23 protein-coding genes are annotated in these 20,383 nt (G+C 63.2%); 6 read left to right on the plus strand and 17 right to left on the minus strand.

The window, feature by feature from the left end:
- Positions 1–272: 272 nt before the first annotated feature.
- From ACPJXG_RS24915 to ACPJXG_RS24925, 3 genes are all read left to right on the plus strand, one after another.
- Positions 273–656 (plus strand): BlaI/MecI/CopY family transcriptional regulator, encoded by a 384-nt coding sequence (locus ACPJXG_RS24915; protein ID WP_046683490.1) that lies wholly within the window; start codon positions 273–275, stop codon positions 654–656.
- Positions 653–1,900, plus strand: coding sequence for a TonB family protein (locus ACPJXG_RS24920; RefSeq protein ID WP_425252627.1), 1,248 nt, complete (start codon positions 653–655; stop codon positions 1,898–1,900). The genes ACPJXG_RS24915 and ACPJXG_RS24920 overlap by 4 nt, the downstream gene beginning before the upstream one ends.
- A 94-nt stretch (positions 1,901–1,994) precedes the next feature.
- Positions 1,995–3,032: an oxidoreductase gene (locus ACPJXG_RS24925; RefSeq protein WP_425252628.1), complete on the plus strand. Its 1,038-nt coding sequence runs from the start codon at positions 1,995–1,997 to the stop codon at positions 3,030–3,032.
- 6 nt (positions 3,033–3,038) lie between these two features.
- On the opposite strand, the gene ACPJXG_RS24930 is transcribed toward ACPJXG_RS24925, so the two are convergent.
- The 5 genes from ACPJXG_RS24930 to ACPJXG_RS24950 all read right to left on the minus strand — a co-directional run bounded on the left by ACPJXG_RS24930 (position 3,039) and on the right by ACPJXG_RS24950 (position 5,969).
- Positions 3,039–3,368: a hypothetical protein gene (locus ACPJXG_RS24930; protein ID WP_319993447.1), complete on the minus strand. Its 330-nt coding sequence runs from the start codon at positions 3,366–3,368 to the stop codon at positions 3,039–3,041.
- Positions 3,368–3,832: a carboxypeptidase regulatory-like domain-containing protein gene (locus tag ACPJXG_RS24935; RefSeq protein ID WP_425252629.1), complete on the minus strand. Its 465-nt coding sequence runs from the start codon at positions 3,830–3,832 to the stop codon at positions 3,368–3,370. The genes ACPJXG_RS24930 and ACPJXG_RS24935 overlap by 1 nt, the downstream gene beginning before the upstream one ends.
- A 65-nt stretch (positions 3,833–3,897) precedes the next feature.
- Entirely contained in the window at positions 3,898–4,089 is a 192-nt protein-coding gene (locus ACPJXG_RS24940) for a YqaE/Pmp3 family membrane protein (protein WP_035824477.1), read from the minus strand.
- Positions 4,090–4,184: 95 nt separating this feature from the next.
- Positions 4,185–5,054, minus strand: coding sequence for an alpha/beta fold hydrolase (locus ACPJXG_RS24945; RefSeq protein ID WP_425252630.1), 870 nt, complete (start codon positions 5,052–5,054; stop codon positions 4,185–4,187).
- A gap of 21 nt (positions 5,055–5,075) precedes the next feature.
- A complete protein-coding gene (locus ACPJXG_RS24950) occupies positions 5,076–5,969 on the minus strand; it encodes a LysR substrate-binding domain-containing protein (protein WP_034749390.1) in 894 nt (297 codons plus the stop codon).
- A 125-nt stretch (positions 5,970–6,094) separates the two neighbouring features.
- Here ACPJXG_RS24950 and ACPJXG_RS24955 point away from each other — a divergent pair, with 125 nt between their 5' ends.
- Together ACPJXG_RS24955 and ACPJXG_RS24960 are read left to right on the plus strand one after the other, a co-directional pair.
- Positions 6,095–6,838, plus strand: a complete 744-nt coding sequence (locus ACPJXG_RS24955; protein WP_425252631.1) for a sulfite exporter TauE/SafE family protein — start codon at positions 6,095–6,097, stop codon at positions 6,836–6,838.
- Positions 6,826–7,080, plus strand: coding sequence for a GNAT family N-acetyltransferase (locus ACPJXG_RS24960; protein WP_425252632.1), 255 nt, complete (start codon positions 6,826–6,828; stop codon positions 7,078–7,080). The genes ACPJXG_RS24955 and ACPJXG_RS24960 overlap by 13 nt, the downstream gene beginning before the upstream one ends.
- Here the strand turns inward: ACPJXG_RS24960 and pyrE are convergent.
- Positions 7,077–7,739 (minus strand): orotate phosphoribosyltransferase, encoded by a 663-nt coding sequence (gene pyrE / locus ACPJXG_RS24965; RefSeq protein ID WP_096233755.1) that lies wholly within the window; start codon positions 7,737–7,739, stop codon positions 7,077–7,079. The genes ACPJXG_RS24960 and pyrE overlap by 4 nt on opposite strands.
- Positions 7,740–7,848: 109 nt before the next feature.
- Between pyrE and ACPJXG_RS24970 the strand changes: the two genes are divergently transcribed.
- Entirely contained in the window at positions 7,849–8,625 is a 777-nt protein-coding gene (locus ACPJXG_RS24970) for an exodeoxyribonuclease III (RefSeq protein ID WP_102296326.1), read from the plus strand.
- Positions 8,626–8,728: 103 nt separating this feature from the next.
- Here the strand turns inward: ACPJXG_RS24970 and ACPJXG_RS24975 are convergent, their stop codons facing one another.
- The 11 genes from ACPJXG_RS24975 to ACPJXG_RS25025 all read right to left on the minus strand — a co-directional run bounded on the left by ACPJXG_RS24975 (position 8,729) and on the right by ACPJXG_RS25025 (position 20,377).
- Entirely contained in the window at positions 8,729–9,631 is a 903-nt protein-coding gene (locus ACPJXG_RS24975) for an RluA family pseudouridine synthase (protein ID WP_425252633.1), read from the minus strand.
- A 1-nt stretch (position 9,632) separates the two neighbouring features.
- On the minus strand, positions 9,633–10,535 hold the full coding sequence (locus ACPJXG_RS24980) for a M48 family metallopeptidase (protein WP_425252634.1): 903 nt from the start codon (positions 10,533–10,535) through the stop codon (positions 9,633–9,635).
- The gene (locus tag ACPJXG_RS24985) at positions 10,516–11,775 is read right to left on the minus strand and encodes an AmpG family muropeptide MFS transporter (RefSeq protein WP_425252635.1); all 1,260 of its coding nucleotides are present in this window, start codon (positions 11,773–11,775) and stop codon (positions 10,516–10,518) included. The genes ACPJXG_RS24980 and ACPJXG_RS24985 overlap by 20 nt, the downstream gene beginning before the upstream one ends.
- Positions 11,775–12,386, minus strand: coding sequence for a methionine biosynthesis protein MetW (gene metW, locus ACPJXG_RS24990; protein ID WP_034749410.1), 612 nt, complete (start codon positions 12,384–12,386; stop codon positions 11,775–11,777). Before metW ends, ACPJXG_RS24985 begins: the two co-directional genes overlap by 1 nt.
- Entirely contained in the window at positions 12,383–13,582 is a 1,200-nt protein-coding gene (metX, locus tag ACPJXG_RS24995; RefSeq protein ID WP_425252636.1) for a homoserine O-succinyltransferase MetX, read from the minus strand. The genes metW and metX overlap by 4 nt, the downstream gene beginning before the upstream one ends.
- A gap of 134 nt (positions 13,583–13,716) precedes the next feature.
- The gene (gene ptsP / locus ACPJXG_RS25000) at positions 13,717–15,459 is read right to left on the minus strand and encodes a phosphoenolpyruvate--protein phosphotransferase (RefSeq protein WP_035828605.1); all 1,743 of its coding nucleotides are present in this window, start codon (positions 15,457–15,459) and stop codon (positions 13,717–13,719) included.
- Positions 15,460–15,503: 44 nt separating this feature from the next.
- Positions 15,504–15,773: an HPr family phosphocarrier protein gene (locus ACPJXG_RS25005; RefSeq protein ID WP_010393142.1), complete on the minus strand. Its 270-nt coding sequence runs from the start codon at positions 15,771–15,773 to the stop codon at positions 15,504–15,506.
- 92 nt (positions 15,774–15,865) lie between these two features.
- On the minus strand, positions 15,866–16,270 hold the full coding sequence (locus ACPJXG_RS25010; RefSeq protein WP_035824452.1) for a PTS sugar transporter subunit IIA: 405 nt from the start codon (positions 16,268–16,270) through the stop codon (positions 15,866–15,868).
- 14 nt (positions 16,271–16,284) lie between these two features.
- Positions 16,285–17,241, minus strand: coding sequence for a glutathione synthase (gene gshB / locus ACPJXG_RS25015; protein ID WP_225243712.1), 957 nt, complete (start codon positions 17,239–17,241; stop codon positions 16,285–16,287).
- A 97-nt stretch (positions 17,242–17,338) separates the two neighbouring features.
- Positions 17,339–18,637 carry a glutamate--cysteine ligase gene (gene gshA / locus ACPJXG_RS25020; RefSeq protein WP_425252637.1) on the minus strand — a complete coding sequence of 433 codons (1,299 nt, stop codon included), beginning with the start codon at positions 18,635–18,637 and terminating at the stop codon, positions 17,339–17,341.
- A gap of 204 nt (positions 18,638–18,841) precedes the next feature.
- The gene (locus ACPJXG_RS25025) at positions 18,842–20,377 is read right to left on the minus strand and encodes an ammonium transporter (RefSeq protein WP_035824447.1); all 1,536 of its coding nucleotides are present in this window, start codon (positions 20,375–20,377) and stop codon (positions 18,842–18,844) included.
- Between the last annotated feature and the right edge of the window lie 6 nt (positions 20,378–20,383).

Raw genomic sequence — 20,383 nt, forward strand, 5'->3', positions numbered from 1 at the left:
AGAGTAAATGAGCGCTCGGCCATCCAGATGATCGGCCAGATCAACTATATTCCGGCAGGAATAGAAGATGATTACATGATAATTTCCAAAATGCAATTATTTCGACGCCGCCGCGTGTGCGTTTACCTGCCACGCGAGCGCATCTATACCGTGCTGTCTAGTTCTTTTTATCGAATAAAGGCAGCTTTCGCTTCGTTTGAAAATTAAAGTATACATTTTTGTCTATAACGATTAGTCTAGCCATATTGAAATTCCGGCAAGAGGAAAACAGCATGGCCAAGACGCACGATATCCCGAAACCGACGGCAGCCGAACTTGATCTGCTGCAGGCACTGTGGCCGCTGGGCGCCGCCACGGCCAAGCAGGTGCACGAGGCGATGGCACTGGCCAAGCCAGCCATCACGTACGGCACTGTGCTGCGCCTGATGCAGATCATGCACGGCAAGGGCTTGCTGATCCGCGACGAAAGCCAGCGCTCGCACGTGTATGCGCCGGCGCAGGCGCAGGACAGCCTGCAGACGAACCTGCTCAAGGAATTGATGCAGAAAGCCTTTGCCGGTTCGGCCAAGGCGCTGGTGCTGGCGGCGCTGCGCACGGGCGTGTCGCGCGCCGAACGCGAAGAAATCGAAAAAATGCTCAAGGACGATCAGTCATGAGCGGCTTCGTGCCAGCGCTGGGCTGGACCCTGCTGCACTTCCTGTGGCAAGGCTTGCTGATCGGTTGCGCCACGGCGCTGGCGTGGGGGGCCCTGCGCAATGCGCGTCCGGAAGCGCGCTACGCCGTCGGTTGCGGCGCCCTGCTGGCCTGCCTGGCATGGCCGGCGGCGGGCTTGTCTCTGCGCCTGGCCGGCGGCGACGCCACGGGCGCCCTGTACTCCAGCGCCTTGCTGCCGCCCGCCCTGCTGGCACCCGACAGCCTGCCCGACCTGGACTTGCTGCTGCGCGCCATCGTCGGCGTGTGGGCCCTGTGCGCCGCCGTGCTGGCCGTACGCATGGCGCTGGGCATGCTGTGGATAGAGCGCAGCGCAAGGAACACGGGCGCCACGCATGGACAACTGCAGACCAGGCTGTCGCACATGGCGCACGATGCCGGCGTGACGCGGCCCGTGCGGCTGCGCGTGCTCGACGGAATCGCCAGCCCGCTCACTGCCGGCATCTGGCGCCCCATGGTGCTGGTGCCCGCCGCGCTGTTGACCGGCATGCCGCCGCACCTGCTCGACGCGCTGCTGGCGCACGAACTGGCGCACATCCGGCGCCACGATTATCTGGTCAACCTGCTGCAAAACGCCATCGAGGCGCTGCTGTTCTTCCACCCTGCCGTCTGGTGGATTTCACGCGGCGTGCGCCTCGAACGCGAACACATTGCAGATGATTCCGCAGCAAGACAACTGGGCGAACCGCGGCGTCTGGCTCTTGCACTTTCGGAACTGGAACGTCTCCAGTTCTCAACCCACCACCTGGCCCAGGCGGCCAACGGAGGAGATCTTATGTCTCGTATCAAACGATTGCTGCGCCCCGCACCACACACCCTGAACTGGAAGGCGGCCGTGCCGCTGCTGGCACTGGCCGGCGCCTGCCTCGGCATCTACGGCCAGGCCGTTGCCGCCGACAGCGCGCCCGTGCTCGAGCGCCGCCCCGTCATCGACTTTGGCGTCTGCGGCAAGCCGGTCTGGCCAGCCGCATCCTTGCAGGCGAAGGAAGAGGGCACGGTCAACATGTCTTTCGACGTGAATGCCACCGGCAAGGTAACGGGGTCGAGCGTGGTTAAAAGCAGCGGCCACCCCGCCCTCGACGAGGCGGCGCGCAGCGGCATCGCCAAGTGCACGTTCAAGCCGGCCCTCGCTGGCGGCAAGCCTGTCAGCGCCAGCGTCAAGGTGCAATACGTCTGGCGCCTGAACTAAGGCAGGAGCGGCGGCGTTGCAACATTGCTGCAGCGCTGCCGCCGCCCGCTTGCGGGTATGATCATGGATTCTTCCACGCACCTGTGAACACGCCATGAACAAGATCAAAACCGGCCTGGTCGGCTACGGCTTTGCCGGCTCCACCTTCCACGCTCCCGTGCTGTCCGCCATCGATGCCCTGGAACTGACGGCCGTCGCCTCCAGCAAGCCGGAGCTCGTGCACAAGGATTGGCCGCACGCCACCGTGTATGCGGATGCGGCGCAGCTGTTTGCCGATCCATCCATCGAACTGGTCGTCATCGCGGCGCCCAACGAGGCGCATTTCAGCCTGGCGCAAGCGGCCCTGCAAGCGGGCAAGCACGTGGTGGTCGACAAGCCCTTCACCATTTCCAGTGCCGAGGCACAGAGCCTGATCGCGCTGGCGAAAGAACGCAAGCTGGTGCTCAGCGTGTATCACAACCGCCGCTGGGATGGCGACTTCCTGACCCTGAAAGCGCTGCTGGCCCAGGGCACCCTCGGGCGCATCGCCAGCGTCGAATCGCACTTCGACCGTTTCCGCCCCGAGATCCGCCAGCGCTGGCGCGAGTCAGGCGCACCCGGTGGCGGCTTGCTGTACGACTTGGGCCCGCACATGCTGGACCAGGCCGTGCAGCTGTTCGGCCAGCCGGAAAAGCTGTATGCCGATATCGCCCTGCAGCGCGAGGGCGCGCAAGCCGTCGACTACATGCACATCGTTTTGTACTACGACCGGTTGCGCATGGTGCTGCAAGCGGGCTGCCTGGTGAAGGCGCCGACGGCGCGCTTCGCCGTGCATGGCGACAAGGGCAGTTTCGTGAAGTTTGGCCTCGACCCGCAGGAAGACGCGCTGAAGGCCGGCGGCAGGCCGGGCCAACCCGGCTGGGGCGTGGATCCCGTGCGCGGCGCACTGCACCTGGGCACGCAGCCGGACGGACATTGTGAGCACCTCGAGATGCAGGCAGGCCGCTACCAGGACTTTTACCAGGGCATGGCCGACGCCATCCGCCATGGCGCAGCGGCGCCCGTGGCGGCCGAAGATGCAGCAGCGACGATACGCCTGATCGAACTGGCGCTGCAAAGTGCCGCCGAAGGGCGCGTGCTCGCGGTCAGCTGATCGGGTTCAGTTGATGACGAAGGCCAGTACCACGGCCCCCAGCGCCAGCAGGGCCAGGCCGCAGATGAACAGCAGCTCGCCCCACCATTCGTAACGTAAGCGCGACTGGCCGGGGCGCAGCGACATGAACGAGAGCACGGCGCTGACGAGAAAGACGATGGCATCGACAGCCAGCAGCTTGTCGATGGCCACGCGCACCTCGCCGCGCGGCGCCAGGTGGCCGATTGACAGCACCGTCATGCATACGCCCACCATCGTCGCCGACGTGGGCAGGATATGTGCCGACAAGCCCCGCGCCGACAAGCCCTGTTCAGGCGCCTTGCCGTCGCCCGGCATCAAGGCCGGCCCTGGTTCGTTCCCGCCGGCCAGACCAGTTCCACCCGCGCAGAACTGCCTGCTTTGACCTGCACCTTGCGTTCCAGTGTCTTGCCGGCCAGGGTGGCGTGCAGACTGTAGCTGCCCGGCGCCAGTTTCGCCAGCAGGAACGGTCCGCTGGCCGTCGTTTCCAGCACGGGCGCGCCCTTGGCGTCGCGTATCTCCAGCTTCACGTCGGAGGCAAATTCCGCCTTGCCCGCCGCCTGCACGGAAAACACGAGGCTCAAGGGCCAATGCCGGCTGGCGCTCTTGATGGCCGTCGATTCATCAAGGCCGATGCCGCCGCTCAGGTATTCCACCGCCCCGCTTTTCTGCACGGGCGGCAGTGCGCTGTCGCTTTGCGCCTGCGCCGCACTTCCCAGCAACAGCCCGGCGGCCAGCATTGCCGCCGCCAGGGTCAGGGTACCGCGTCTGTCTGGTGCCATCTCACTCTCCTCATGTCGGTTGAATCAAGATAGGAAGCGCAGCTTAAACAAGACTTAGCCCCGCATCAGCGCCGGCGCATGGCCTCGGCGATCTTCTGGTCCGTCTTGTACTGGCTCAGCGAGTACACGGCCCAGATCGCCGCTGGCAGCCAGCCGATCAGGGTGATTTGCAGGATCAGGCAAATGATGCCGGCGATCGGACGGCCGATGGTGAAAAAGGTCAGCCACGGGAGTATCAGGGCAATCAGCAAGCGCATCGTTCATTCCTTGAGTATTCCCCTGTGCCGCGGGGACCGGGCCGGCATGCGCCGGCGGTCAATTCAGTGAATCCGATTATAACGATACTGGCGCCTCACGGCGCTACGGGTGCCAGCAGTTTCTCCATCCACGCCAAGATGGCGGCAAAGATCACGTCGCGGTTCACTTCATTGAAATTCTCGTGATAATTGGCTGGATAGTAGTGATAGTCGAGCAGGCCATCGGGCACGCTGCGCAGCATGCTTTCCGTGGCGCGGCTGTCGGCCAGCTTGTCGTCGCCGGCCACCACGGCGAACAGGGGGAAGCGCCAGCCGGACAAGCCGCCCGCCAGCTCCTTTTGCGCCGACGTCAAGGCATGGGCAAAGCGCACCGACGCCGCACTGGCGCGGATGCCGTCACGCTCATCCTGGAAATGGCGCGCGGTGATGGTCTGATCGTGCGTCAGCAGCATGGTCAAGTTCCCCAGCGGTACCTTCATCGTGGGGAAGCGCTGCGCCAGCCAGCCGGACAACATCTGCAGCACCTTCGGCACGGGAATCGCATTCACGTAATACGGCGACGAGATGATGAAGCCTTTGATCGCCGCATCGCCCGCAAAGCGCCGCAAGCCCAGGTGCGTGGCGATCAGGCCGCCCATGGAATGCCCCATGACGAAGATAGGCACGCCCGGATACGTGGCCTTGACCCACGCGAGGAACAATTCCTCGTCGTCGAGGAAGGCATCGAACGAAGGGATATCGACCTTGCGCTGGCCATCGTGACCCACCATGTCGAAACTGACGGTGGCGATGCCGTGCTGGCGGAAGGCCAGCGCCGGCGTGACGTAGTCGCCCGCATGCGCCATGCCGCCGTGGATCGCCAGGATCACGGCACGTGGTGGCGCTGCTGGCTGCCAGATGTGGATCGGCCGCTCGACCTGGTCGCTGCACCGCAGGCTGGCCATCTTGTCTTCTGAAAAACGCATCGCTGCTCCTGTCATGCCCTGTCACGCCTTCAGATGATCGATCAGCTGGCGCGCATACAGGGGTAATTCACTGAACTGGCGCACGCAGATCGTCAGATTGCGTACCGACCAGGGATCGGATAATTCCAGGCAGCGCAGCGCCATCGTCTGCTGACAGCGGCTGGCCGCCGCCAGCGGCACCACGCTGATGCCCACGCCGCTGGCCACCATGCGGCAGACTGCATCGAAACTGCGCAGGCGCACGCGCACCTTCAACGGACGCCCCAGGCGCGCCGCATGCATGCCCAGATACTGCTGCATCGCGCTGTCGTCGGCCAGGCCGATGAAATCGTGATCCAGCACGCTGGCAAAGTCGACGACGCCATCCTGGCCCAAGGCACGGTGATGCACGCCGTCGGCCGCGGCGATCACCACCAGCCGGTCGGGGCGGAACAAAAACGTCTGCAAGCCACGCATGTCGACCGAGTCGGACACGATGCCCATGTCGGCCAGTCCTTCCGAGACGGCCTTGACGATATCGTAACTGAGGCGCTCTTCCAGGTCGATGGTCAGGTTCGGATGGCGGTCGAGAAAAGCACCGAGCGCCTCGGGCAAAAATTCGCTGAGCGCTGCCGTATTGCACAGCAGCCGCAACTGCCCTTTCAAGCCGCGCGCAAATTCACCGAGTTCGCCGCGCATTTTTTCCATTTGCAGCAGCACCAGGCGCGCGTGATGCAGCAAGGTCTGGCCCACTGGCGTCGGTTCCACGCCGCGCCGGCCGCGCAGCAGCAAGGGCATGCCCAGCATCTCTTCCATGCCGCGCACGCGCGCGCTGCTCGACGCCAATGCGAGATGGCTGCGCGCGGCCCCCGCCGTCAGGCTGCCCGCCTCCACCACATTGACAAACAGCTGCAAATCGACCAGATCAAAGCGCATGGCGACTCTCCTTTTCGCCATCTTATCAGCCTTCGTATTTTACTAAGGCTGACTCAAAATAATCCGCCTTGGCGAAATCCCCGGGCAAGCGCAAAATCCACGCAAAATTACTCTGGATAAAAAAGATGGAGACGTCATTTCTGCTGGCCGTCGGCGCCAGTTTCCTCGTCGCTGGCTTCGTCAAGGGCGTAGTCGGACTAGGCTTGCCGACGGTGGCCATGGGCACGCTCAGCCTCGTCATGCCGCCCGTGCAGGCGGCCGCCCTGCTGATCGTGCCATCGATGGTGACGAATGTCTGGCAGCTGGCGGCCGGCCCCGGCCTGCGCGCCCTGCTGTGGCGCCTGTGGCCCATGCTGGCCGCCGTCATGGCAGGCACCCTGGTGGGCGGCGCCCTGCTGCAGAAGGGCAGCGGCGTCTGGGCCGTCGTCGCGCTGGGCGTGGCGCTGATGCTGTATGCGCTGGCGGGATTATTCTCGCTGCAGCTGCGCGTACCGGCCCGGCACGAAGCGTGGCTGGGGCCCATCGCAGGTGCGGCGACAGGGCTGGTGACGGCCGCCACGGGCGTGTTCGTCATCCCCGCCGTGCCGTATCTGCAGGGACTGGGGCTGGCGCGCGATGCGCTGGTGCAGGCGCTGGGCCTGGCGTTTACGGCGTCGACCGTGGCGCTGGCGGCCAGCCTGGCCCTGCACGGCGACTTCAGCCTCGGCGCGGCCGGCGCCTCCGCGTATGCGCTGCTGCCGGCGCTGGCCGGCATGCTGGCCGGTCAATGGCTGCGCGGACGCATTGCGCAGCAGGTATTCAAACGGTGTTTTTTTGCCGGACTGTTCGCCCTGGGCTTGCATGCGGCGGTCAAACCATGGCTGGCGTGATGCGGATAGAATGGCAAGGGGACGGCGCGCTATGCGCGTGGATCGACGGCCAGCAGGTGGCCATGCTCGACATCAGCAAACGCGCCGATGAAGTGACGGTGAACATGCTGTTCGTGAAACCGCCGTTCCGGCGGCGTGGCATCGGCGGCGCATTGCTGCGGCGGCTGTTGCAATGCCACCCGCAAGCTGCCGCCGCCTGCAGCGACCCGCGGCTGCGGGCGCTGCTGGAGAGGACGACTTAGATACCATACCGATTGCGGTACGCGGAAACAGCCTCTTTGTGCTTCAGCAATTCCGGATCGGCGCCCGCGCCATTCAGGTAGCCGAACAAGTCGTCCAGGTTGCCGATCGAGATGACGGGGATGCCATACTGTTTCGACACTTCCTGCACGGCCGAACTTGGCGACAGCTGGCCGTCCGGGCCGGAACGCTCCATGCGGTCCAGGGCGATCAGCACGGCGCATGGCTCGGCGCCGGCGGCGCGGATCATGTCCACCGATTCGCGCACCGACGTGCCGGCCGAGATCACATCGTCAATGATGACGACTTTGCCATGCAGCTTGGCGCCGACGATGGTGCCGCCTTCGCCATGGTCCTTGGCTTCCTTGCGGTTGAAGGCGAACGAGGTGTTGCGGCCCTTGCCGGCCAGCGCCACGGCGGTGGCCGACGCCAAAGTGATGCCCTTGTAGGCGGGGCCGAACAGCATGTCGAATTCCACGCCCGAGTCGAGCAGGGTCTGCGCGTAGAACTGCGCCAGCTCGGCCAGGGTGGCGCCGTCATGGAACAGGCCCGCATTGAAGAAGTACGGCGACTGGCGCCCGGCCTTGGTGGTGAACTCGCCAAACCGCAAGACTCCCTTGGATACTGAAAACGCGATAAACTGCTGGCGTAAATTATTCACATTAGCCTCATTTTTTAAAAGTGCCTGTATTTTAATCCGCGCGCACCGGCGAGACAATCGCCATGCCGCGCCCGCCGGCCCCGTACAACGCCCTTTTCACTCTCGACCTATGCCAAAAATTATTTCCGCCAACCTGAACGGTATCCGTTCCGCCGCCAAAAAAGGCTTTTTCAACTGGATGGGCACGCAGACGGCCGATTTCATCTGCGTGCAGGAATTGAAGGCGCAACTGCCCGACATGACGCCGGAATTCCTCAACCCGCACGGCTACCATGGCCATTTCCACTATGCCGAGAAAAAGGGTTACTCCGGCACGGGCGTGTACAGCAAGGTCGAACCGGACGCCGTGCATATCGGTTTCGGCAGCCCTGAATTCGACGCCGAAGGCCGCTACGTGCGCTGCGATTTTGGCAAGCTGTCCGTCATTTCCGTGTATTGCCCGTCCGGCTCGTCCGGCCCCGAGCGCCAGGAAGCCAAGTTCCGCTTCATGGAACTGTTCCTGCCGCACCTACTCGAATTGAAGGCGCTGGGCCGCGAAGTGGTCATCTGCGGCGACTGGAACATCGCCCACCATGAAATCGACCTGAAGAACTGGAAGGGCAACAAGAAAAATTCCGGCTTCCTGCCTGAGGAACGGGCCTGGCTGACGCGCGTCTTCGACGAAGTGGGCTTCGTCGACGTGCACCGCGGCCTGGACAAGCGCGAAGACCAGTACACGTGGTGGAGCAACCGCGGACAAGCCTATGCGAAAAACGTGGGCTGGCGCATCGACTACCACGTCGCCACGCCCGGCATCGCAGCCCAGGCGCATACGGTCAGCGTCTACAAGGACGAGCGTTTTTCCGACCATGCGCCCTTGATCATCGATTACACGATCAAGGGCTGATCTTTGACACGTCGCGGGTGGTGTCGGCTTACGCGCTTCGCGCTAAGCCGACCTACGCCTGATCTGCCGACAACATGGTTGACACGCCAATTGGGGTGACGGGTTACGCCAGCGTGCGCCGGCTTTCAAAATGCCGCGCCTCGCCCGTCAAAGGATCCGTGAAATCGATGGCCCGCGCCAGCAGCTGCAAGGGCTGCGACATGTCGTCTTCCTTGCACGGCAAGGCCACGGGATAAAACGCATCGTTGACGATGGGGATGCCCAGCGACGCCAGGTGCACGCGCAGCTGGTGCTTGCGCCCCGTGTGCGGCTGCAGCCGGTACAGGTTGACGTCGCCGCGCTCTTCGATCACCTCGATGATGGTTTCCGAATTCGGCTCGCCCGCTTCCTCGCGCATGAGGAAAAACTGCTCGCCCTCGACCATGCGGCTGCGGTAGGTGAATGGAAAATCGCGCCCCGCCAGCACGGGCGCCAGCGCCTCGTACGTCTTGCGCACTTCGCGGCGCTGGAACAGCGACTGGTAGGCGCCACGGCTGGCCACCTGGCGCGAAAAAATCACCACGCCGGCCGTCTCGCGGTCGAGGCGGTGGATCGGCGTCAGCTCGGCGCAGTCCAGGCTTTTCTTCAGGCGCGTCAGCAAGGTCTCCTGCACGAAGCGCCCGGCCGGCGTCATGGGCAAAAAGTGCGGCTTGTCGACCACGATCAAATGTTCGTCCTGGAACAGGATGGCTTCCTGAAAGGGGATCGGTGTTTCCCGTTCCAGCTCGCGGTAGTAAAAAATGCGCATGCCGCGCCGGTATGCGCTATCGGGCGCCAGCACGGCGCCGTCCCCGTTGACCACCTCACCGCGCGCCATGCGATCCAGCCATTGCGCGGCGCTGATCTGCGGATAGCGCTCGAGCAGAAACGACAGCATGTCGGGCCACTGCCCGTCCGGCAGCCACAGATAGCTGGGCGCCACGCCGTCGCGCATGGGCAAGGGTGCGGCGGTGTGGCGGCTGGACATCCTAGCGCTGCGCGATGGCGTTGCTGCGATACGGCGGCAAGGCGTCCACGCTGACGCCCTTGCTGCGCGCGTACAGGGGCAGCACTTGCGCCATATGGCTGTTCATCTGCGAAATGCGGTCCTTGCCCGACGGGTGGGTCGAGAGGAATTCCGGCGGCGCGCCCGCGCTCACGGCCGCCATCTTCTGCCACAGCACCACGCCGGCGCGCGGATCGAAACCGGCGCGCGCGGCCAGGTCCATGCCGATCAGGTCCGCTTCGCGTTCATCGTCGCGCGAGAACTTCAGCATCACTCCCTTGGCCGCCATGTTCGTAGCGGTGCTGGTCAGGTTCGGGTCGACGCCGAGCCAGGCCGACAGGCCCGCGCCCACCAGCTTCGAGCCGACGGCGGCCAGGTTGCCCTTGCCAGCCTGCGCCTGCGAGTGTTCGCGCAAGGCGTGGGAAATTTCATGGCCCATGACGACGGCCACTTCATCGTCGGTCAGGTTCAGTTTGGTGATAATGCCGCTGTAAAAAGCGATCTGCCCGCCCGGCATGCAAAAGGCATTGACCTGGTCGGAATTGAGCAGGTTGACCTGCCAGTTCCAGTTGGCCGACGCCTCGTTCCAGCGCGTGGCGAACGGGATGATGCGCTGGGCGATGGCGCGCAGGCGTTTCACTTGCGGATCGCTGTCGGGCACCAGCGCATTTTTTTCCTTCGCCTCGTTGACCAACTGCGTATATTGCTGCTTCGATTGTTCATTGAAATCGGCGCCGCCGGCAAAGATGCGCGAAGTCGACAAGGGACGTACCTTGATGCCATCCTGGACCGTCGCCTGCTGGGCGTGGGCGGACAGGGACGACAGCGCGGTGGCCGCGCACAGACTGGCCAGGACGGTGTAACGTTTAAGGGATATTGGTGCCATTGGCAGACCTCCATGGAGCAATTTTAGGCAGCATCATCATGGCCGGGAAGGCCAGGAAGAAGCACACGATGAAAAACGAGAACCAGCCCAGTTCGGCGACCAGGAAGCCCACCGAGGCATTGATCAGGGTGCGCGGCACGGCGCTCAGGCTGGAAAACAAGGCATATTGCGTGGCAGTGTAGCGCGGGTCCGTGCTGCGCGACAGGAACGCGACAAAGGCGGCCGCGCCCAGCCCCAGGCTGGCGAACGCTTCAAAACCGATCACGGCGCTGAGCAGCACGGTATTCGGTCCCACCTGCGCCAGCCAGGCGAAGCCGAGAATCGCGATCGCCTGCAGCGCGCCAAACACCCACAGACCCCGGTTGATGCCCAGCTTGAGCATCCACACGCCGCCCACCACGCCACCGGCCAGGCTGGCCCAGAAACCCGTGGTGTTGGCGGCCAGGCCGATCTGCGTCATGGAAAAACCCAGGTCCAGATAAAACTTCGTCGCCAGCGCCGTGGCCATGCTGTCGCCGATTTTATAGAGTAGTACGAAGGCGAGTATCCACATTGCGTTACGCCAACCATCGCGCGCGATGAATTCCTGGAACGGCAGAATGATCGCTTCGCGCATGGTCTTCGGCGGCGAGCCGTACACGGTCGGCTCCTTGATCAGCAGGGTGCAGACAAACCCCGGCAGCATGAAGGCGGCCGTGATCCAGAAGACGGGTTGCCACGGCATGCGGTCGGCCAGGATCAGCGACAGCGCGCCCGGCACCATGCCCGCCACTTTATACGCGTTGACGATGACGGCCGCGCCCAGGCCCTGCTCGTTGTCGCTGAGGATTTCGCGCCGGTAGGCGTCGATGACGATGTCCTGGCTGGCCGACAGGAAGGCCACACCGCCGGCAGCGGCCGCGATCAGGCCGATCTGCGTGAGCGGGTCCAGCATGCCCATGCCGCCGATGGCAAAGAACAGCGCCACTTGCGTCAGCGCCATCCAGCCGCGCCGGCGTCCCAGTCCCAGGATGCGGTAGCGGTCCATCAGCGGCGCCCACAGGAATTTCCAGATGTAGGGGAACTGCACCAGCGCGAACAGTCCCAGTGCCTTGACGTTCAAGCCCGACTTGGCCAACCATGCCTGCAGCAGGTACAGCAGGATGAACAGGGGCAGGCCGGAACTGAAGCCCAGCACCAGCACGGCCAGCATGCGGCCATTGGCATGGGAACGCCAGCTAGGCGCCGGGCTTGTGGTCATCAATGCACCGCTTTTTTACGCAGGCGGAAGACGGCCAGGTCGCCACGCAGGTTCGGCAGCACGGAGACCATCTTGCCTTCGGCCAGGGCCACGCATTCGATCACTTCCAGGCCGCATTCCTCGGCCAGCTCGCGGAAGTCGTTGATGGTGGCGCAGCGCACGTTCGGCGTGTCGTACCACTGGTACGGCAGCGATTTCGACACGGGCATGCGGCCTTTCAGCAATGCCACGCGGTGCGGCCAGTAGGCGAAGTTGGGGAACGAGACGATGGCTTCGGCGCCCACGCGCACGATGTCGCGCAGCAGCGGCTCGACCTGCTTCATCATCTGCAGGGACGACAAGCACAGCACCGTATCGAAGCTGTTGTCGCCAAAAATCGACAGACCCTTCTCCATGTCTTGCTGGATCACGTTCACGCCACGGCGGGTGCTGGCCAGCACCTTGTCGTCGGCAATCTCGATGCCGTAACCGCTGCATTCCTTGTCGCTTTGCAGATACTGCAGCATCACGCCTTCGCCGCAGCCCACGTCCAGCACATGCGCGTTGTTCGGCACCCAGTGGGCGATGAAGGCCAGGTCGGGGCGCAGCGCGCTCAATTCGTCAAAAGTCATGCGGTCTCCTTGGCGCCCTGGCGGACGGCGGTGTGCTGTGCGGGAGCGGGCAAGCCCGCGCCGATGTCGTTCCATACCTGGCCATAATAGGCGCGCACCATGTTCATGTAGCGCGCGTCTTCCAGAAGGAAGGCGTCGTGGCCGTGCGGCGCGTCGATTTCCGCATAGGTCACCTGGCGGCGGTTGCAGACGAGCGCCTCGACGATTTCGCGGCTGCGCTCGGGCGAAAAACGCCAGTCGGTGGAAAACGAGGCGAGGAAGAACTTGGCCTTGGTGCCCGACAGGGCCTTGGCCAAGTCGCCGCCATGCGCGCGCGCCGGATCGAAGTAGTCGAGCGCCTTGGTAATGAGCAGGTAGGTGTTCGCGTCGAAGTATTCAGAGAACTTGTCGCCCTGGTAGCGCAAATACGATTCGATCTCGAAGTCGATGCCGAAACCGAATTTGTAGTCGCCCGTCTGCGCCGCGTCGCGCAGCTTGCGGCCGAATTTTTCCGCCATGTCGTCGTTCGACAGATACGTGATGTGGCCCACCATGCGCGCCACGCGCAAGCCATTCTTCGGCACCACGCCGTGCGCATAGAAGTCGCCGCCATGGTAGTCGGGGTCAGACAGGATGGCCTGGCGCGCCACGTCGTTGAAGGCGATGTTTTGCGCGGACAGCTTGGCCGTCGAGGCGATCACCACGCAGTGGCGCAGGCGCTCGGGGAACATGATGCTCCACGCCAGCGCCTGCATGCCGCCCAAAGACCCCCCCATCACGGCGGCGAACTGGGTGATGCCCAGTTCATCGGCCAGGCGCGCCTGCGCGCTGACCCAGTCTTCCACCGTGACGACGGGGAAAGCGGCGCCATACGGCTTGCCGGTGGCGGGATTGGTGTGCATGGGGCCCGTCGAGCCGAAGCAGGAACCGAGGTTGTTGACGCCGATGACGAAGAATTTGTCCGTGTCGAGCGGCTTGCCGGGACCGACCATATTGTCCCACCAGCCCATGCTTTTCGGCTCGTCCGCGTAGACGCCGGCCACGTGGTGCGAGGCGTTCAGGGCGTGGCAGACCAGCACCGCGTTCGATTTGTCGGCGTTCAGGGTGCCGTAGGTTTCATACATCAACATATAGTCTTGCAGCGATGCGCCGCTTTGCAGCTGCAAGGGTTGCGCAAAATACATGGTTTGCGGCGAAACGATTCCAATGGATGACATGTGTGTCGGTTTATAAAAGGGGGGCGGCCCCACAGGCCATGGTCGATGCAGCACCGCGATGATAGGTGCTGCAACTTTAGCATCAGGACACCTCTTGCCGCGCGCGAGGTGTCCTGCTGCTGATAGGTGACAGTTTACATGAGCTGCAACTGTTGTACGGCTTCCGCGATCACATTTGGTTCCATGGAACGCATAATTTTGCGCATTTGTGGCGCAATCAGGCCCAGGTCGCTGTTGAGGATCTCTTGTTTGACCGCCAGCAGTTGGGCCGGGTGCATGGAAAACTCGCGCAGCCCCATGCCCAACAGCAAGCGCGTGAGCTTCACGTCACCCGCCATCTCGCCGCAGACAGCCACGTCGATGCCCGCCTTGTGGCCGGCGGCGATCGTCATGGAGATCAGTTGCAGCACGGCCGGGTGCAGCGGATTGTACAAATGCGCCACCTCATAGTCGACGCGGTCGATGGCCAAGGTGTACTGGATCAAATCATTCGTGCCGATCGACAGGAAATCCATGCGCTTGACGAACATGGGCAAGGCCAGCGCGGCGGCGGGAATCTCGATCATGGCGCCCACTTCGACCTCGTCGTCGAACTTGACGCCCTCCTCGCGCAGGCTGGCCTTCGCTTGCGCGATCATGGCCAGCGACTGGTCGATCTCGAACGCATGCGCGAGCATCGGGATCAGGATGCGCACCTTGCCAAAGGCGGAGGCACGCAGAATCGCCCGCAGCTGCGTCAGGAACAATTGCGGCTCGGCCAGGCAGTAACGGATGGCGCGCAAGCCCAATGCGGGATTCAAGGCCGTATGGTCGGCCTGGTCGAGCGGCTTGTCGGCGCCGATGTCGAGCGTGCGGATGGTCACCACGCGGCCCTTCATCGACTGCACCGTGTTGCGGTAAGCCTCGAATTGCTCGTCCTCGGTGGGAATCTTGTGGGCGCGACCCATGAACAGGAATTCGGAACGGAACAGGCCCACGCCGCTGGCGCCCGATTCCAGCGCAAACGCGCAATCCTCGGGCAGTTCGATATTCGCCAGCAGGGTGACGGGCGTGCCGCATTTGGTCACGGCCGGCGTCTTTTTCAGCTTGCCCAGCTTCTTGCGCGCGCGCTGCATGGCCGTCTGGCGCTCGCGGTACTGTTCCAGCACCAGGGCGCTGGGGTTGGCGATGACGACGCCGGCGTCGCCATCGATGATCAGCCAGTCGTCCTGGTCGATCAGCATCGATGCCTGCGACATGCCGACGGCGGCCGGGATATCGAGGCTGCGTGCGACGATGGCCGTGTGCGAGTTCTGCCCGCCCACGTCGGTGATGAAGCCGATGAAGGAGCGGTCGCGGAACTGCAGCATGTCGGCCGGCGAGATATCGTGGGCGACGACGATCATCTGCGCCACCAACTCATCCGCCGTGGCCGCTTTTGGCAGCAGCTGTTCCGTGCCCAGCAAGACCTTCAGCACGCGTTCGGCCACTTGCTGGATATCGGCCTTGCGTTCGCGCAGATACGGGTCTTCGATTTCGTCGAACTGGGCCGACAATTCATCGATTTGCGTCAGCAGCGCCCATTCGGCGTTGTAGTGGCGCGAGCGGATGATGTCGAGCGGCGCTTCGGCGATCAGCGGATCCGACAGGATCAGCGCATGCACGTCGATGAAGGCGCCCAGTTCCGTGGGGGCGTCCTTCGGCAGCTCGTTCCACAGGGTTTGCAGTTCCTTGTGAACGGCGGCGATGGCGTTTTGCAAACGCTGGACTTCGGCTTCGATCTGTTCCTGGGCGACCAGGTAGTGTTTGACGTCAAGGGCGGCCGGCGCCAGCAGATGCGCGCGGCCAATGGCGATGCCGCGGGAGACCGGGATGCCGTGGAGCGTGAAAGATGCCATGGGGTGACCTGTCGGAATGCGGCTGCGGCTGCGTTCGGCGAGCATTACTCGCCTTCGCCAAACCTGTCATTAATCAGGGCGGTGAGCGCATCGACACATGCCTGCTCATCATCGCCCTCGGCTTCCAGCGTCACTTTCGCGCCCTTGCCGGCGGCCAGCATCATCACGCCCATGATGGACTTGGCGTTGATGCGGCGCGCGTTGCGGGTCAGCCAGACGTCGCTCTTGAACTTGGCGGCGAGCTGGGTAAATTTGGCGGAGGCGCGTGCGTGCAGTCCCAGCTTGTTGATGATTTCGAGTTCTTTTTGAATCATTTTTGTATGGTCTCTATCCCTGAATGCACTGCATTGTTACCAGCCATTGCCTATAAAATCCGCCGCCTTCAGGGCGGCGGCCATGTCACTCTTTACTCGCCCACGCGAATGCGGTTATCGACGCGCACGGCGCCGCTTTGCGCACCGGCCAGCGCCATCTCCACCACCACGTCGAGCGTGTCGCGGCGATACGTGATGGCGCGCAGCAACATCGGCAGGCTGATGCCGGCGATGACTTCCACGCGACCCGCATCGGCCAGCTTGTTGCAGCAGTTCGACGGTGTGCCGCCCTTCACGTCGGTAATCACCAGCACGCCGGAACCATCGTCGAGGCGGCAGATGGCGTCCGATGCCAGCTTCTGCACTTCCGCCAGGTCCTGGTCGGCGACGACGTCGATGGCTTCAAACCGTTCCGTTGGCCCCCGGAACACATGCGCGCAGGCGGCGATGAAGGCCTGTCCCAGCGGTGCATGTGTCATGAGCAAAATCCCTACCATAGTCATTTCACCTTCTAGCGCTGCTGCGCTTGCGCAACGCCATGCTCGACGGCGTCGACAAACATGGCCGCCACGTCAAAACCCGTCTGCTGCATGATTTCCTGGAAGCAGGTCGGGCTGGTGACATTGACTTCCGTCAGATAGTCGCCGATCACGTCCAATCCTACCAGCATCAGGCCGCGCGCGGCCAGGATCGGCCCAAGCTTTTCTGCGATTTCCAGGTCGCGCGCCGTCAATGGCTGCGCCACGCCCGTGCCGCCGGCGGCCAGGTTGCCGCGTACTTCGCCGGCCTGCGGGATGCGCGCCAGCGAAAACGGCACTGGCTTGCCGCCGATGACGAGGATGCGCTTGTCGCCCTTGTCGATGTCGGCGATAAAACGCTGCGCCATGATGGTTTGCGCGCCGTTGTCCGTCAGCGTCTCGATGATGGCGCCCAGGTTCAGGCCATCGGCCTTGACGCGGAAGATGCCCGTGCCGCCCATGCCGTCGAGCGGCTTGAAGATGACGTCCTGGTGCTTGGCATGGAAGGCGCGCAGGCGCGCTTCGTTCGACGTCACCAGGGTCGGCGAAGTAAATTCGGAAAACTGGGCAATGGCCAGCTTTTCATTGTTGTCGCGGATGGCGGACGGCTTGTTGAAGACGCAAGCGCCCTGCTTTTCCGCCAGTTCCAGTAGATACGTGCCGTACACGTATTCCATGTCGAACGGCGGATCCTTGCGCTCGATGATGGCGTCCAGGGTCGACAGGCGCACTTCCTCGGTGGAGACCACCTTGTACCAGTCGTGTTCGTCGCCGGTCAGCTCGATATGCTGTACCCGTGCCGTGACGATGCCCTCTTCCAGCGCCATGTCTTTCTGTTCGAAGGCATACACGGCGTGGCCGCGTTTGGCCGCCTCGCGCATCATGGCGAAGGTGGAATCTTTGTAAGTCTTGAAGCCTGCCAGCGGGTCGGCAAGGAATGCAATTTTCATGGTGCGTCCAATCGGGGAGCCTGGATAAGGAATGCTTGATTCTAGCCGAGATCGCCAGGCGCGGTAGTCGTCGCGCCCGGCAAGCCTCATTGGTGGATCAATACACCTCGGGATTCGGGTCCGTGCGCTCCATTTCCAGCGACGCGGCCAGCAAGGCCAGGCGCGCCACCACGCCGTACACATAGAAGCGGTTCGGCGCGGCCGTGCCCGGCTTGGCCTTCAAATCCGGCACGGCATGCTGCTGGGCAAACGCCAGCGGCACGTACTGCGAACCGGGCGCGTTCAGGTTCTGGTCCACGCCCCGCTCCGCATGCACGCGGTAAAAGCCGCCCACCACATAGCGGTCGATCATGTAGACGACGGGCTCGGCCACGGCATCCTTGATGCTTTCAAAGGTCGGCACGCCTTCCTGGATGATCACGTCGGTCACCAGCTGGCCATCCTTGACGATGGACATTTTTTCGCGCTGCTTGCGCGACAGGTCGCGCACTTCGCTGGCGTCGCGCACCGTCATGATGCCGGTGCCATACGTGCCCGCATCGGGCTTGACGATGACGAAGGGCTTTTCCTTGATGCCGTATTCCTTGTATTTCTTGCGGATCTTGGCCAGCAGCACGTCGACGCTGGCGGCCAGCGCATCTTCGCCCTCGCCTTCCTGGAAATTGACGTCGCTGCACTTGGCGTGGAAGGGATTGAGCATCCACGGGTCGACATCGATCATCTTGCCAAATTTTTTCACCACTTCATCGTAGGCCATGTAGTGGTTGCTCTTGCGGCGCAAGGCCCAGCCCGCGTGCAAGGGCGGCAGCAGGCTTTGCTCATGAATGTTTTGCAAGATATCGGGGATGCCGTCCGACAAGTCGTTATTCAGCAGAATCGTGCACGGGTCGAAATCCTTCAAGCCCAGGCGGCGGCCATTGTTCAGGCGTACGAGCGGTTCGATGACGAGCATGTTGCCATCTGGCAACGCCAGCGGTGTCGGCTGGGTGATCTCGGGCGACCACGAGCCGAAGCGCACGTGCAGTCCCGTCTGGCGGAATATCTGCATCAATCGCGCCACGTTTTGCAGATACTGCGGCGTGGTGTTGTGCAATTCCGGCACGATCAGCAGGTTGCGGGCGTCCGGGCAATACTTGTCGATGGCGGCCATGGCCGCTTGCACGGACAGGGGCAGCATTTCCGTGGCCAGATTATGAAAACCGCCAGGGAATAGATTGGTATCGACGGGCGCCAGCTTGTAGCCGGCGTTGCGCAAGTCTACCGAGCAATAGAAGGGCGGCGTGTGCTCTTGCCACTCCATGCGAAACCAGCGCTCAATGGCCGGCGTCGCGGCCAGAATCTTTTTTTCGAGGTCGAGCAGCGGTCCGGTCAGGGCCGTGACGAGATGGGGAACCATAGTTACATCCTTAAATTATGTGCAGTATTCAAAAAAGCACACAGAACTGCCGACTATATTACCGTGTAAGTACCCCAAATCGGGGCAAAAGCCTTGTTTTAAAGACCTTTTACATTCCCACAACGAAAAAAAGGCGCCTCAATGAGGCGCCTTTTCCAACCGGACATGCCGCGCCGGGGCGCTGGCATGCCAGATGATTGCTATTTAACCATGATACGCTTGTTCGCCGTGGCTCGTGATATCGAGGCCTTCGCGCTCTTCTTCTTCCGGTACGCGCAGGCCGATGACGATGTCGACCAATTTATAGGCGATGACGGAGACCACGGCCGACCAGAGGATGGTGGTGCCGACCGCTTGCGCCTGCACCCACACCTGGTGGCCGATCGAGTACGGATCGGCCGACATCTTGTTGGTGACGTAGTCGAAAACGCCCTGGCCGCCCAGTTGTGGCGCAGCAAACACACCCGTCAGCAGGGCGCCGAGGATGCCGCCCACGCCATGCACGCCGAACACGTCGAGCGAATCGTCGGCGCCGATCAGGCGTTTCAGGCCATTCACGCCCCACAGGCAGACGACACCAGCCAGCAAGCCGATGACCAGGCCGCCCATCGGGCCGACAAAGCCGGCCGCCGGGGTGATCGCCACCAGGCCGGCCACGGCGCCCGATGCGCCACCGAGCATCGAAGGCTTGCCTTTGCTGATCCATTCGCCAAACACCCACGACAGGGTGGCGGCGGCAGTGGCCAACAGCGTATTGACGAAGGCCAGGGCAGCCACGTCGCCCGCTTCCAGCGAGGAGCCGGCATTGAAACCGAACCAGCCCACCCACAGCAGCGATGCGCCGATCATGGTCATCGTCAGCGAGTGCGGTGCCATCGATTCGCGGCCGTAACCGACGCGCTTGCCGATCATGATGGCGCCCACGAGGCCGGCAACGGCGGCGTTGATGTGCACGACGGTGCCGCCGGCGAAGTCCAGCGCGCCTTTTTGCCAGATCCAGCCAGCCTTCAGGGCTTCGCTGGCCGAGGTGGCGGCGTTGGTGATCAGGTCAGGACCGGTCCAGAACCACACCATGTGGGCCGCTGGCAAGTAGGCGAACGTGAACCACAGCACGACGAAGGCCAGCACGGCGGAAAACTTGGCGCGCTCGGCAAAGGCGCCGACGATCAGTGCGCAGGTGATGGCGGCAAACGTGCCCTGGAAGGCCACGAAGACGAACTCGGGAATGACGACGCCCTTGCTGAAGGTGGCGGCGGCGGCAAACGTGCCCTTGGCCGGATCCCAGATGCCGTTCAGGAACAGGCGGTCAAAGCCACCGAAGAAGGCGGTTTTTTCCGTGAAGGCGATCGAGTAGCCGTAGATACACCACAGCACGATGACCAGCGCGAACACCATGAACACTTGCATCAGCACCGACAACATGTTTTTCGAGCGCACCAGGCCGCCGTAGAACAGGGCCAGACCGGGGATGGTCATCAAGATCACCAGCAAGGTGCTGATCATCATGAAGCTGGTGTCGCCTTTGTTGGCGACGGGCGCGGCGGCTGGCGCGGCAGCGGCCGGGGCCGGCGCGGCGGCGGCAGGCGCTGCATCAGGCACCGGCGTGACGGCAGGGGCGGCGACGGCCGTGGTCGTGGCCGCCTCCGTCTTGGCGGGCGCATCGGCAAAGCTCGGCGTGGCAACTCCAAACGCACACAGACAGGCTATCCCGGCTAGCAATTTTGTTATATTTTTATGCATCAATAT

Source organism: Janthinobacterium sp. NFX145, from assembly GCF_049810325.1.
Classification (GTDB): Bacteria; Pseudomonadota; Gammaproteobacteria; order Burkholderiales; family Burkholderiaceae_D; genus Janthinobacterium; species Janthinobacterium rivuli.